This is a genomic window from Brevibacillus sp. M2.1A (assembly GCF_013284355.2).
Classification (GTDB): Bacteria; Bacillota; Bacilli; order Brevibacillales; family Brevibacillaceae; genus Brevibacillus.
Genome location: NZ_JABSUY020000001.1, coordinates 2,684,461 through 2,696,872 on the forward strand (window position 1 = coordinate 2,684,461; position 12,412 = coordinate 2,696,872).

Genomic DNA, 12,412 nt, shown 5'->3' on the forward strand with positions numbered 1-12,412 from the left:
CCCGAAACCAAAGTTAAAAAGTTTTTGAAAAGGCATGGAAAGAATCAACAATGGCTATGTGCAGCTGCACCGGTTAATAAAGACACGGCAACTAAACTCTGCACAGATGAGGACTATTATCCTCCGCCGATAGTAGGGAGAAAGGTATTGAAGGCCCTGAGGTTGCTCGACAAAGACGTAAAGGAAAGTGACTTTTGGACAATGTGAAAAGCCCTTCTCATTCGAGCGGGCTTTTGTTTTTTGTAAAATCTTGATAATTAGTAAGAGTAGGGATATTGTAGGAGAGAATAGTCTGCAAAAGGGGACATGTGAGTGAACACGATATTATATCTTTTGCTTGGATTCGCAGATATCATTGTTGTACTGGCATTCATTTTCAAGTTGTTCAGGTTCCCTTTTTGGGACTACAAAAGAGAGTTTTTAATCATGGGAATAACCTTGTCGGTTACTTCCTACCTAGTTAGAGTTATTTTCAAAATACCTGAGATTGATCTGGGAATTCAATATGTTTTGTTCATACTATTTTTTCGGTATCTAATAAAGTTCCGGTTATGGGAATCGACAATGTTAACGGCAATCGGCATCTTAGCATTTGACCTATCTCAATTAATCCTAATACCAACCCTTATCTCTTTAGAAGTAGCAACTCTTGGCGATGTTTTCAGGTCCACAGGTAAGGGTACATTCTTAATACAGCTTGTTAATGAAGTTGTAATGGTCTTAATCAGTTATCTAATATATAGGTTTAACTTAGGTTTCTCGTTTGTTATGCAACCACCACATGAATTAAAGTGGAAAACTTCGTTAAATGGCATAAATTTCATAGTACTAATGATGGTGATAGTAGCATCTAATGCAATTTTTGTAACACTATACGTATTACTAAACTACTTTAACGAGATTAAATATGTCGCTATGGCAGTTGTGGTCTCGTTTCTAATTTTTATGATTACTTCTCATGTGAAGGAAATGGAGGATATTAAAAGGAATGATTGAAAAGGCAGCAGAACGTATGGCGAAGGCGATCAAAGCTGCAAATCCAGAAGAAACGTCGAGTGTCAGTGCGATGCAATACCCTATAGCCATGACAATGAACTTACTCGGGGTTGTGCTTGGATGTCTAATAATAGGTGTAATGATGGGTAGACTGAGTGAAACGTTCACAGCATTCATTTCATTCGCTTTGCTACGGAGATTTTCCGGGGGCTACCATGCTCGTTCATTGACCGTCTGTGTTATTATTTCTGTTGCGATTTTTACTGTTATACCGTTTGTGCCTTTAACCACAACAGCTCAGTGGACACTAAAATCTATATCTTGTTTGTTGGTCTTATTTCTTTCTCCAGCTAATTGCGAACAGAACGAAATTAGAGATAGCATTAAGAAGTATTTTAGAATCATTTCGATATTGTTAGTAGTGGCCCACTTATTCACTGACTCAACAATTATTATATTATCGTTTTTTGTACAAGCATTACTCCTGATTGATGCAAGGCGGTTAAAGGAGGTGATAATAAAATGAAACCAGTAACTGCTAAAGTTCTTTCTAAAGTATTATCAGGTATCTCCTTCGTATTTGTTTTTGCCGCAGCTAAACTTGTAGTGGGTAGCATGGAGACACCACAAGAACTCCGTAAGAAATAAGTGATGATACGATGACATCTCCACGAATCTTTTGTGTTAGAGTTGATAAGAAGGGCGATGAATTTGATTACATGGAATTTGATCTAACTGAAGACATATTCTATGTGTCCATTTATCGACCGAAGAAAAACAAAGACGGCATTTTTGTTTTGCACACTCGATATGGAATGTACCATTGGGTGAATACACTTGAAGGTGCAAAAAGACAATGGCGCAATTATGGTTTCGTAGCCTTAGACAGTGTGAATGTTGTCAATGTAAACAAAATCAGCTTTGTTGATCCTGTTGCTTACAAAGTATATTTTGAGGATGGATCATCAACAACTGTATCCAGTAATAGAATGGAATTAATCGAACATCTACCACAAAAGACAGCCCAGTAATAATGGCTGTCTTTTGTTTTTTTTTTGAAAAGTGATATAATACACGATAATCTGACATTAGTCAACAAAAATTGACCCCCCCTTCTAAAGGAGATTTCCAAACTCAAATTCAGTGTTATTATTTTCCACATATAGGGATAAAAAGGCAAGAGGGGGATGGATGTCCATGAACAAATCGAGGGGTTTTACCATATTTGTAGATAAAGGTTTTGTAGAACAACATGTTTTTGAAAGCATGCAGAACACCTGTTTATGCAAGTCGGCACATCACAAAACTTGACTATATGTCAAGTTTTACCCCAGAGGAGGAGCTTGAAAGCTCACTGCCGATTGCCTTTTTTTACATCGATCCATTCGTAAAAATCCTCAGCATGACAGTCGAGGATACGAGCAGCCAGAACAGCATTTTCATAACTCATCTCGCGCTCTTCAGAAATCCAGCGACTTACAATGGACTCAGTCACACCCATGCGACGAGAGAATTCAGCCGGTTTCATCATTCGGCTTCTTAGGATTTCAGGCAGTCGGCATCTCCCTTTCTGGAGAGCCATATTTTCAGTCCTTTGTTTAAAGCTAAACTTGCATTTCTTAGCATCATAACATAATTAACAAATTTATGAGATTCATGTTGTTAAAAAGACTAATAATTTCGATGAAAGGTGGTATAATGATCCTGTACATTTATTGTTTTGTACAAAAATGTTGTACATATAAACAAACGGGAAAAAGTGTGCAGTTTTCCTATGAATTCGAAAAGGAGGTATGATGATGTTGAAGTGGTTAGAACCAGCTATTGAACAGAGGATCTTAGAGGTTTCTGATGCTTGTGAAGAACAAACAAACCAGTTATATGAAGAGTTGATTAAACTGTTAAGACAGCTTGAATCATCAAATTCAATATCTTTAGACCTCATAAATAAAATTGAAAATATATATGTTTTAAAAACGAATATCGTTGTAAAGCATGCGTACAAAGCAGGTTTTAATGATGGGATGTACATTGGAAGCAAATTAAAATAAAACACATCTATGCATAAGATGTAAATGAAATCACCTTAATCGACGTCCTTGGCACAGAAACCGACGAAGTGGTCGACGCTGTGCAGCTCAAGTTAGAGTCCAGTAAAATTTATCAGCACATACACATCCTCGATGAGCGCGAAAAAGAGGTGATCATCGGCAGGTTTGGGCTGGATCAGGACAAAGAAAAGACACAGCGTGAAATTGCACGTGAGCTGGGCATATCTCGTTCGTATGTATCCCGTATCGAAAAGCGAGCGTTGATGAAGTTGTTTAATGAGTTTTATCGAACGAAACAGCCGCAGGGAAGATAAAAGGTAAGGGAATAAAGGAGAATCATTTGGGGAAATCACCCGTAAGAGAGGCATTCTTTCAGCCAGCCATCTTACGGGTGATTGCTATTGCTGTGCGAATAGCTCAACTATGATTGTATCCGCATAGAGTTTTTCAAGAGGAACGATAGCTATCCTTCCCATTTATGGTTTTTTGTCCGATGTAAAGAGCTTGATATCTAATACATTTGCACGAAGGAACGAAATGAAATAACTGTAAGGCAAGACAGCTCCCAAAATTGCCAGTAACAAATATAGGTTTTTCATTCTTTACTTCCCCCTTTTTGGGAGATACCGTCTATTCCTTATCAATGGCGTACCTGAGCAAATCTGTGACCTTAACGAGAGGGGGACATTTTGAGCCTGAAGGCACAAATTGAGACGAGCGTAGCAAGAAACCATGCAATTATTTCTTTTTTGCATTGTCTTACAGTGGTTTCCAATTTTCGGGAATCTCTCTCGGAACTTGGAACTTGGAAAATCGCGAATTAATCTGCTGGGATTTACCGGACAAGGGACTACATGCGAGGCCTACGGCTCCGGCCACTCTCCCCTTCTCCAGTCTCCCTCATATTCGTATAAGTCAATTCTGTCTCAAGTGTGCCGAATTACCTGCTGCACCACCTCCACAGCCTGTGACCGCAGTAGGCGTAAGGATTATCTTGCGGCGGAGGCCTCTGCCGAAAGAGTGGAGTTTTTGATATAGACAAGCGCCTGCCATTACCTCAGAATGGAAGTATAGGGGGTGATATTTTGCCAGAAGTTTATCTTGGAATTTCAATACCTGAAATTGTTGTTAGTTCGAAAATTATTCTTCCAAGTATCGCAGGGGTTTTTGTCACAGCGATACTAATAAGAAATAGTTTAAATTAAGCACCTACGCGGTGCTTTTTCTTTTGAAAACCAAGTTTAATATGGTGGGCTTACTAGGTTGACAATTAATTACATAAATTTAAAATATAGTATTATTCTGCAAGCTAACAAGACTCTTTGATAAAATGGGGACAAGCAAATAAGAAATAAGCCATTCGGGAACACTGGGTGGCTTTTCTTTTTGCTATCTGATCAGAAAATTCACAAATCAAAGGAGAGAAAATTTATGAAGAAAAAAATTTACTTGGTCTCTTTTAAGGAGAACCGTTCAAGAGAACGACATTAAAAGAAGTACATGAAAGTAACATGCAAAAGTTAATTAAGCACGGAGCCAAAGTACAAAAAGAACTCAAGAATTTACCTCGTACCTTTATTATCAGTGATCCAGATGAAAGTTTACTTGTTTCGTTAAGAAATGACCCGGACATTCTCGCGGTGGAGGAGAATATTGAAGACCAGCCCTTAATGGCACAGAACCCACCAGAATGGCCATCTGCATTAATTGGTTTACCAGAATTCGTTTCTAAAGGATACACGGGTGCAGGTGTAAAAGTGGGTATTATTGACTCAGGTTTCGCAAATCATGAGGACATTGTATATGCAGGCCGCTATAACGCTTATGCAGCAGTCTATGGATATACAACGCCACCAGAGTCTGATTACCTGGGTCACGGAAAATCAGTTGCAGGAATTATTGGCGCGCGTAACAATGATAAAGGTTATGTGGGAATTGCTCCAAGAGCGTCTCTTTATTGTGCAAAAATTACCCGCGAAACTGGAAATGGTTTGGACGTAGCAGCTCAAATCGAAGCAATAGAGTGGTTGGTTAGCCAAGGAGTAAAAATTATTAATTGCAGCTTTGGTGGAATTGTAGATGTGGAAAACCGTAAGATCGCCTTTCGAGATGCTGCATTGTTTCATGACATTCTAATAATTTGTGGTGCGGGTAATGAAGGAAATGTAGGCGGGGCAATGAATGACAATATGATTTATCCAGCAAGATACGATTTTGTATTATCTGTAGGGTGTTTAAAGGCTAATAAAGAACCTGCCGTATATTCAAGTCGTGGTCCGGAATTGGATGTGTCTGCTCCTGGTCATAATGTGATGACAACCATTCCTTCAAGCGCCAATAGAAATGGGATTAATCATTATGATATTTCTAAGGAGTACGGATTATTTCATGGTACTTCTTGTGCAACTCCTCACGTAACAGGACTAGCTGCCTTGTATTGGCAAATGAATCCTTCTTATACGGCTAGTCAAATTAAAAATTTGATTTTGTCAAATGTAGAAGAGTTGGGGAAAGATGGCATGGATGTCGTCTTTGGAAAGGGAATGGTTATTTCCCCGTGGACCTCACGAAATGCATATACAGGGAAATTAACGTCTAGCGCTACTACCATTACAGGTTCTCATACGAATAGCAATTTAGTTAATAGTGGTGTAAAACATTTTAAATATGTGGCTCCAATATCCGCCAGATACTTGTTTAAAACAACTAATCAAATGAAAACTCATATTCGTGTTTATGATGAAAGTTATAAATTGCTAGGGTTTAGTCCGTATGGAACAGTGACAGGAGTAACGAATGCAGCTGTATTTCTTGATGCTGGAAAAACTGTTTTCATTAGCGTTTCTGGAGAAGATGACTCTCAAACAGGTCCTTTTACATTAGAACTGTATAGCTTAACTCCAACTGTAGTTAAGGAGGACTTTGAAGATGCACAACATGCATTTGACTTCTCGGGCGACTGGGTACGTACCAATTTAGATCGATATGATGGCACATACAGTTTTACCAATAAAGATATTTCCGACGGACAAGAATCCAGATTTAGTTTTAATTTAAGTATTCCTACAACTGTCTCTAGTGCAATTTTGTCTATGGATTATAAAGTTAGCTCAGAAAGTAACTACGATTTTTTTGGAATTTTGATTGGAGGAATGAAAGTTCTGAGTGTATCTGGTAACGTTTCTTGGTCAAAGTTCGAGACTCCGATTCAATTCGGACTCCATACAATTACTTTAAGGTATGTAAAAGATGGTAGTGGGAGTAGTGGGTCTGATTCAGCTTTTGTCGATAATATTACACTAAAATGGTAACGTGCGAGTTTTATCATGACATTTCAAAGAAAGGGAGCTATATTTGAATCCCTAAAAGCTTCCTTATTTAATCAGAAAGGAATTTCATCTACACTCTGACCCGTCTCTGGACGGGGCTTTTTTATTGGGAGGCTTTCGACAGAATCACGACCGTGAGCTGGGTATATCTCGTTCGTATGTATCCCATATCGAAAAGCGAGCGTTGATGAAGTTGTTGAAGATAAAAGGTAAGGGAATAAAGGAAAATCACTTGGAAAAATCACCAGTGAGAGAGGCATTCTTTCAGCCAGCCGTCTTACGGGTGATTGCTGTGCGAATAACTCAAGTATGATTGTATCCGCACAGAGTTTTTCAAGAGGAACGATAACTATCCTTCCCATCTATGGTTTTTTGTCTGAAGTAAAGAAACAGAGGAAAAGCAAATGATAGCCCAATAGTTAAAGTTGCGACTATGTAAATCCACCAATGCTTAATGTGATGCTTTCGAACTTCTTGAAAAAGGAATACCCAGAAAATTAAGCATGAGATAAGAAAATCGGTTGCAAAAAACGAAGAAATGTCGTTTGCAAAAAGTTCCGATGTAAAGAGCTTGATATCTAATCCATTTGCACGAAGGAACGGAATGAAATAACTGTAAGGCAAGACAGCTCCCAAAATTGCCAGTAACAAATATAGGTTTTTCATTCTTTACCTCCCCCTTTATTTTTGGGGATATTATACAGTCAATAAAGAGTCAACTTCAATTCGTTTTAGAGTTACTTTTTTACAATTTAGGGAATCTTCGCATTGCTCGAAATACTAAATACCATGGTGAACAATTATGTAGTTAACATGAAAAGCTTGAAGGGATCCAACGAAGAGAGTATGAACAAAATGTGTACTTAGTCAATAACGAAGAAATCATCAGGGAAATAGAGAGCGGCAAAACTATCTTGCAGCCCTGGTAGAATGCGAATGCATGCTTGCTGGAGATTGGTTGGGTGTGGATTTTGATGTCCATATTTAATCTCTGAAAAAATGTTATTGGGTACAAAGGGTTCTGTATGTGGAATTCGGTTCTCAAGAACATCAATTAACCTTTGGATGTCTTCTTTCGTAGCAGGTTGCTTTTCCAATTTAAGTTGATATCCTAAGTTCCCACTAACTTCAATTGTAGCCCACTCAACATCAGAGATACTTGAGATTCCAGCTTGCCGTAGTCTCATTTCAAGCTTATCAGCTGTTAGCCTGAGTTTGCGCATGTTACTTTCAACCAATTGCCCATTTTCAATTACATGAACTGCCTTGCCCGTAATAAAAGTTTCGAATCCGTTAGACTTAATCTCCAGGTATTCCATCAACATCATGACCACGACCAAAACTGCTGCTAATAGAAAAGTTTAATACCTCCGCATTCATGATGGTATAGGTTGCCCAATTGGCAGGAAGAATTTTTAAACCACACGATTTACTAAAAGGGGGGAAGACGATGAAAGTATGTAGCAAGGAGACGAGTAGGCAACAAAACAATCGAAACGATAACGGCAGGCAATGAAAGAGGCGCTAAGCTTTTATACGCTTAGCGCCTCTAGGGTTAGTTATTTCAGTACATTCAAAGCACGTCGTAGCTTCTTTGCAAACTCTATGGGGGGTTCAACGGATTCAATATGCAAATACATGAGACGTGGCTTATCAAAGAGCCAGTGATTGTGCAGGGCAGAAACGATAAACCCTTCCTTACGAACAGCGTCAATAAATTTTTGGACTTCGTTTTGCAGGAGTGTAAATTCCCCCGTATTCAAGGTATTTCCTTCTTTATCGAGGGATTCAATGGTAATTTCATGCTCAGTATCATATGGTTTGCCCAAGATTGTTGCATTGAGATTACGCTGAATCGTGATAGAACAAGTATCATTTGACATGCCTGTCCCACCCAGAATTTTGGCTATACGATCGCATAAACTTTTCGGTATCTTCAAGTGTGATCCTCCTTTTCTTGATTTAATGCATTCTATGTAGAAGAGAATAAGAGGTTCTGGACAGAGGTAAAAAAGGGTGCATGTACAAGTGAAATGATAATAGCAATGGGATTACTACATTAATGGCTATTGGAGAAAAGGAATTTGAGACGCGTAGCTGGGGAAGAAGGTATCGAGGAGAAATATCTTAGCTAATCAGGGGTAAAAGATATCAATCCTTTATCTTGAAATGGGTTTGACCAAGGACAGGTATTACGAAAGAAAAAAGATGCTATACGTCAAATTGCTCTGGCACTCGGGATGATCTGAGTGTTTTTTTTATGGCAGAAAGACCGAAAAAAACCTAGATAAAACCCTGAGAAAATCGGGGATAAAAGGCAGGGCGATTTAAAATGGTGCAATCGGTAATTTTGAGTCAAGAGCAAGCGAAAGTAGTATTTCGGAGATACCGTCTATCCCTTACAATAGCGTACCTGAGCGAATTCATGGGTGATGAAGAATGTGAACTTACGAACGGGGGACATTCTGAGCAGAGTAAGTTCTTGGCTCGAGTCGGAGACCTTTGCCGAAAAAAATCCTGGAATAATTTTAAAAAATACACTTGTACTATTTAAGGGCACGTGTTACGATGTTTTTGTAAAAAATGGTAGGAGATGGAAAAAGAAAAAGTTCTCTGTAACATTTGAATGTCGGCAACCAAGTCCACTCCCCCGTTAACTTGCTTCTCTTCTGAGGGCGGGTAAAAATAAGAAATAAAAGGAGTGTTTTTCGATGAAAAAGTTTCTGACTAGTTTAGCAACATTGGCACTATTAACTTCAGCTGTACCTGCATTTGCACAGGAGGGACAGCAATCACCTGCACTTTCTGCAAGCGCTAAATATTCACCATCAAAAATATCTTCTAACGAAGATGAAAAGTATGAAGATATGTTTCAAGACATTGGGGTGAAGTTTAATTATATTCCAGGTGCAGATAGATATAAGTGGGTTCGGTACAATGTAACCGATGGATACGAGGATATGACTGGTACTTCTTACACTACTAGCTCAAAAATTTATAGTTTGAGAATTGGAAAACTATACAGAATACATGCTTATGCTGTAGACGAAAACAATAGAGTACTCGCAGTATCAGCTCCGGTGGAAATTAGAGGGGAAAAAGGTTGGGATACGGTTATTAATTTTTGGTTAAAATAATTGCTAACTGAATATATAGACATAAAAGCACCCACGCGGTGCTTTTTTTTTGCAAAATTAGCTCATTAGGCAAAGGTTCCAGTCCTAGCCTCTTGTTCTGTACTTCTCATATTTCGAATACGCCGATCCTGTCACAATGTGCAGATTTATCTTCTGCACCACTTCTTATAACCTGTGGCCGCAATAGGTATAAGGATTGGCTTGCGGCGGAGACTTCTGCCCGGAGGTTGGATATCTTCGGGGAATTATGGGTGTGATGTAACTTTATTCAAGAAAGGTGCGTCTAACAGATGTATTTTGCAAACACCCGTGAATCAAATTCCGATACCCTTGCCCCAATGAGGAGGTAACAAATACATGAAAAAGGTTGTGTTTATCGCTGCAATCGCAGCCGTTCTGTCTGTCGGGCAGATCGCCTATCCAATTCAAGAGGCAGCAGCGGCAACGGCGGCCTCTTATCGCATTGCCTACAAAATGCCAACGGTCAATACGCTGGAAGAAAAAGAAGTTTTTCATTATCTCCTAAAAGGAGCGCTCAAGATCAAAAATCCGCATCCGGCCAGCATCTTGGACAAAAACAGAAGAGACCTCACGGAAATCGTCGGCGATCTAAACGGTACAGACACGCCGCGCGGTTTCATGATCGATGAATTCAGCGTCTCTAAAGATGGGTATTTACTTGCCCTGTACAATGAGATCGGGATATTGGATCCCGTCTATCCCCAAGGATATGATCCGGCTGCCATCAGCAAGCAAATATTGGACCAGCAAGCATCTGGTCAATGGGGAGGCGAGTTGCGGCAAAAGCGGGGGGAAATAGAATTAAAAGCGCGGATAAACGCACTTGTCCAGGCGGGGTACGTACAGCCTGAGGAACTGAAAGATCAGCGGCTTACGAAGCAATTTGTTGCGGAGACGTTGTACCGCATGTACAAGAAAGCGAGGCCTTATAAGGGGAGTGTAGCTCCCAAGGACAGCCAAAGTGAAGCGGTTCGCTGGGCAATAGAGGTGGGAGTGCCGGGATTCCAGGTCGATGCAAAAGGGTATGTGTATCCGCAGTCACAGCCGTACTACACAAATATGCTCGACTTCATCCATCTGTTTTTGCCTAGTAAAAAAACGGCGACTGGATGGGAGTATTTTCAATACGAAGTCAATCAGGACTTATTGCTAGAGGCTGTGCATAACTCTTCAGGCGAATTGTTGCATATCAACAACAAGCCGCTGTCTTCCCTACCTAACTATGTGATGCTATCTGATCTTCCAGAGAAGAAAAAAGCCGAAGCACAGCTCAGCGCCTCTCTTGCACCAAAAGTAATAGAGATGGTGGAACAGGTCCGGCGAGAAGTCCAAAAACCGCGCGTGTGGGACTGGCGAACAGACGTAATCCGGCATCCTTCCTTCACCAAACTTGTGAGTGAGTACCGGAAAACGAAGAGCCAAAAAGCGCTGAATCAGGTATATCAAACAGTCAAGGCCCGCTACAATTTATTCGACCGGCAGGACTCGCCGCAGGTCATGAAAAGCGTCCTGGACCATATTCGGTGAGCTTACGACGCATCTATAAACTTTATGTAAAACATTATGATCTGTACCATTATCAAACAAAAGCACCCGTGTGGTGCTTTTTTTATGTTTCCTTCCTACTTTTTACAAGCCGTATGAGCGGAGGAGGATGGACAAAAAAAGACCCACCCTATAGCACATTCACTATGGGTGGGAGTGGGAAGTGTTACCCTGCCTATGGCTCACTCTTTAGGGATTCGATCCAGTCAGCATGACAGGTATCGCATAATAGTTCATCGCGATCCTGCTTACCTTGGAAAAACGTGATTTGGCGAACGCTGTCGGTTTCACGTTCACAGTAATAACAGCGATATTTCCCCAATTCGTTCCCTCCTTGAAGAGTTTTTCAAGAGTAACGATAGTTATCTTCTCCATCTATGGTGTAATCTAACACACTTGGGATTTTTCAAATGATCACAAACTCACGGTTTAACGACGCTTTTTAATTTTCTCGGGAGTCTTGTAGAACTGAATCAATGATGAAATGTTTGGCTACTCGTTACCTGCTCAGTATGGGGTGTGATATTTTGTCTAAAAAACTATTGCAGTTACTGAATTGTATAAATAAACTAAAAATGTAATTAAATGTAAAATAGAGAGAGGGATAAGATGTTGAGAGGCAAATTTAAAAATACTCTGTTATGTGCTGTTGCTGCTTCCGCTTTAACGATTGGTACTCAAGCTGCATTTGCGAGTGATAGCACACAGAATTCGATCCAGAAACTCAATCAAGAGAAAGTCCAAGCCAATGCCCAAGGTCAGGTTCTTATTTCTTTTGATATTTCTAGAGTAGATCGTTGGCACAACTCAGAAACATTTACGGTAGACTCTACAAAATCAGTAAAGTTGAAAGTCAATACAGCTAATATCATTTGGGCTCCGGTTTATCCAGATTCAAAGGTAAGTATTATTAGACTCGGTGACAGAAAAAGTGTGTCTATGTCGATAGTGGCAAGAGATTATAAGGAGGAGGACTTTATTCTGGAGCCCGGGACATATTACCTGGAATTTGCTAATTATGCAAGTGTTCCGGTTTATATGAGGGGTTCTGTAGTTGAAAATTAATTTTGGGTGACTTGGAGTATGCCAGCATGTTCACTCAGCGACAGGGGAAATTTACAGCACTGATGAAGTGCTTCGTCGGTCGAGTGAGCGACTGGGCAGCAGATTGGATCAATGTAGAGGACCTCGTGAGTGTAGTGAAGTAATTGCAAATAAATGAGCTTAAAAAACAAAGGAGGCATGTTGTTTGGACACGTCCCCTTTGTTTTTTAATTGTTTTGAAGTTGTTTTTTTCTAAATGTAAGTACTAAGTCAATCAATAGTCCAAACA

General features: G+C 39.8%; 15 protein-coding genes and 2 pseudogenes. 11 read left to right on the forward strand and 6 right to left on the reverse strand.

The window, feature by feature from the left end; translation table 11 throughout:
- Positions 1-312 precede the first annotated feature (312 nt).
- The 4 genes from HP567_RS13225 to HP567_RS13235 are packed head-to-tail and all read left to right on the forward strand — an operon-like array spanning position 313 to position 2,027.
- A complete protein-coding gene (locus HP567_RS13225) occupies positions 313-996 on the forward strand; it encodes a hypothetical protein (RefSeq protein ID WP_173611557.1) in 684 nt (227 codons plus the stop codon).
- Entirely contained in the window at positions 989-1,522 is a 534-nt protein-coding gene (locus HP567_RS13230) for an accessory gene regulator B family protein (protein ID WP_173611556.1), read from the forward strand. The genes HP567_RS13225 and HP567_RS13230 overlap by 8 nt, the downstream gene beginning before the upstream one ends.
- Positions 1,519-1,644, forward strand: a complete 126-nt coding sequence (locus HP567_RS29835; RefSeq protein ID WP_255675676.1) for a hypothetical protein — start codon at positions 1,519-1,521, stop codon at positions 1,642-1,644. The genes HP567_RS13230 and HP567_RS29835 overlap by 4 nt, the downstream gene beginning before the upstream one ends.
- Positions 1,645-1,655: 11 nt before the next feature.
- Complete coding sequence (locus HP567_RS13235) at positions 1,656-2,027, forward strand: LytTR family transcriptional regulator DNA-binding domain-containing protein (RefSeq protein WP_173611555.1); 372 nt, start codon at positions 1,656-1,658, stop codon at positions 2,025-2,027.
- Between the two features lie 320 nt (positions 2,028-2,347).
- Here the strand turns inward: HP567_RS13235 and HP567_RS13240 are convergent, their stop codons facing one another.
- A complete protein-coding gene (locus HP567_RS13240; protein WP_255675677.1) occupies positions 2,348-2,578 on the reverse strand; it encodes a helix-turn-helix domain-containing protein in 231 nt (76 codons plus the stop codon).
- A gap of 217 nt (positions 2,579-2,795) precedes the next feature.
- Here HP567_RS13240 and HP567_RS13245 point away from each other — a divergent pair, with 217 nt between their 5' ends.
- Both HP567_RS13245 and HP567_RS13250 read left to right on the forward strand, forming a co-directional pair.
- Positions 2,796-3,047, forward strand: a complete 252-nt coding sequence (locus tag HP567_RS13245) for a hypothetical protein (RefSeq protein WP_217367265.1) — start codon at positions 2,796-2,798, stop codon at positions 3,045-3,047.
- Positions 3,048-3,070: 23 nt separating this feature from the next.
- Positions 3,071-3,361, forward strand: a pseudogene (locus HP567_RS13250) (sigma-70 family RNA polymerase sigma factor); the annotation flags it as partial.
- 162 nt (positions 3,362-3,523) lie between these two features.
- Here HP567_RS13250 and HP567_RS13255 read toward each other — a convergent pair.
- Entirely contained in the window at positions 3,524-3,646 is a 123-nt protein-coding gene (locus HP567_RS13255) for a DUF2834 domain-containing protein (protein WP_229088011.1), read from the reverse strand.
- A gap of 912 nt (positions 3,647-4,558) precedes the next feature.
- Here HP567_RS13255 and HP567_RS13260 point away from each other — a divergent pair.
- Positions 4,559-6,358 carry a S8 family peptidase gene (locus HP567_RS13260; RefSeq protein ID WP_173611552.1) on the forward strand — a complete coding sequence of 600 codons (1,800 nt, stop codon included), beginning with the start codon at positions 4,559-4,561 and terminating at the stop codon, positions 6,356-6,358.
- A 151-nt stretch (positions 6,359-6,509) separates the two neighbouring features.
- Positions 6,510-6,572: pseudogene (locus HP567_RS29995) on the forward strand (sigma factor-like helix-turn-helix DNA-binding protein); the annotation flags it as partial.
- Positions 6,573-6,709: 137 nt separating this feature from the next.
- Here HP567_RS29995 and HP567_RS13265 read toward each other — a convergent pair.
- The 3 genes from HP567_RS13265 to HP567_RS13275 form a co-directional block, all read right to left on the reverse strand.
- On the reverse strand, positions 6,710-7,042 hold the full coding sequence (locus HP567_RS13265) for a DUF2834 domain-containing protein (RefSeq protein WP_173611551.1): 333 nt from the start codon (positions 7,040-7,042) through the stop codon (positions 6,710-6,712).
- Positions 7,043-7,239: 197 nt separating this feature from the next.
- Positions 7,240-7,704 carry a DUF421 domain-containing protein gene (locus HP567_RS13270; protein ID WP_229088210.1) on the reverse strand — a complete coding sequence of 155 codons (465 nt, stop codon included), beginning with the start codon at positions 7,702-7,704 and terminating at the stop codon, positions 7,240-7,242.
- A 231-nt stretch (positions 7,705-7,935) separates the two neighbouring features.
- On the reverse strand, positions 7,936-8,316 hold the full coding sequence (locus tag HP567_RS13275) for a DUF1259 domain-containing protein (protein WP_173611550.1): 381 nt from the start codon (positions 8,314-8,316) through the stop codon (positions 7,936-7,938).
- Positions 8,317-9,087: 771 nt separating this feature from the next.
- On the opposite strand from HP567_RS13275, the gene HP567_RS13280 reads away from it, so the two are divergent.
- Together HP567_RS13280 and HP567_RS13285 are read left to right on the forward strand one after the other, a co-directional pair.
- A complete protein-coding gene (locus HP567_RS13280) occupies positions 9,088-9,513 on the forward strand; it encodes a hypothetical protein (protein WP_173611549.1) in 426 nt (141 codons plus the stop codon).
- 357 nt (positions 9,514-9,870) lie between these two features.
- Entirely contained in the window at positions 9,871-11,061 is a 1,191-nt protein-coding gene (locus HP567_RS13285) for a hypothetical protein (RefSeq protein ID WP_173611548.1), read from the forward strand.
- 207 nt (positions 11,062-11,268) lie between these two features.
- Here the strand turns inward: HP567_RS13285 and HP567_RS13290 are convergent, their stop codons facing one another.
- Positions 11,269-11,454 (reverse strand): hypothetical protein, encoded by a 186-nt coding sequence (locus HP567_RS13290; RefSeq protein WP_173611547.1) that lies wholly within the window; start codon positions 11,452-11,454, stop codon positions 11,269-11,271.
- Between the two features lie 234 nt (positions 11,455-11,688).
- Here HP567_RS13290 and HP567_RS13295 point away from each other — a divergent pair, with 234 nt between their 5' ends.
- Positions 11,689-12,144 carry a hypothetical protein gene (locus HP567_RS13295; RefSeq protein ID WP_173611546.1) on the forward strand — a complete coding sequence of 152 codons (456 nt, stop codon included), beginning with the start codon at positions 11,689-11,691 and terminating at the stop codon, positions 12,142-12,144.
- Positions 12,145-12,412: the final 268 nt, after the last annotated feature.

Excerpts from the sequence above, each read along its gene's own strand:
- HP567_RS13280 (WP_173611549.1), top strand. The coding sequence starts at position 9,088 with ATGAAAAAGTTTCTGACTAGTTTAGCAACATTGGCACTATTAACTTCA.
- HP567_RS13235 (WP_173611555.1), top strand. The coding sequence starts at position 1,656 with ATGACATCTCCACGAATCTTTTGTGTTAGAGTTGATAAGAAGGGCGAT.
- HP567_RS29835 (WP_255675676.1), top strand. The coding sequence starts at position 1,519 with ATGAAACCAGTAACTGCTAAAGTTCTTTCTAAAGTATTATCAGGTATC.
- HP567_RS13245 (WP_217367265.1), top strand. The coding sequence starts at position 2,796 with ATGTTGAAGTGGTTAGAACCAGCTATTGAACAGAGGATCTTAGAGGTT.
- HP567_RS13295 (WP_173611546.1), top strand. The coding sequence starts at position 11,689 with ATGTTGAGAGGCAAATTTAAAAATACTCTGTTATGTGCTGTTGCTGCT.
- HP567_RS13270 (WP_229088210.1), bottom strand. The coding sequence starts at position 7,704 with ATGATGTTGATGGAATACCTGGAGATTAAGTCTAACGGATTCGAAACT.
- HP567_RS13230 (WP_173611556.1), top strand. The coding sequence starts at position 989 with ATGATTGAAAAGGCAGCAGAACGTATGGCGAAGGCGATCAAAGCTGCA.
- HP567_RS13290 (WP_173611547.1), bottom strand. The coding sequence starts at position 11,454 with ATGGAGAAGATAACTATCGTTACTCTTGAAAAACTCTTCAAGGAGGGA.
- HP567_RS13285 (WP_173611548.1), top strand. The coding sequence starts at position 9,871 with ATGAAAAAGGTTGTGTTTATCGCTGCAATCGCAGCCGTTCTGTCTGTC.
- HP567_RS13265 (WP_173611551.1), bottom strand. The coding sequence starts at position 7,042 with ATGAAAAACCTATATTTGTTACTGGCAATTTTGGGAGCTGTCTTGCCT.
- HP567_RS13255 (WP_229088011.1), bottom strand. The coding sequence starts at position 3,646 with ATGAAAAACCTATATTTGTTACTGGCAATTTTGGGAGCTGTCTTGCCT.
- HP567_RS13260 (WP_173611552.1), top strand. The coding sequence starts at position 4,559 with ATGCAAAAGTTAATTAAGCACGGAGCCAAAGTACAAAAAGAACTCAAG.
- HP567_RS13240 (WP_255675677.1), bottom strand. The coding sequence starts at position 2,578 with ATGGCTCTCCAGAAAGGGAGATGCCGACTGCCTGAAATCCTAAGAAGC.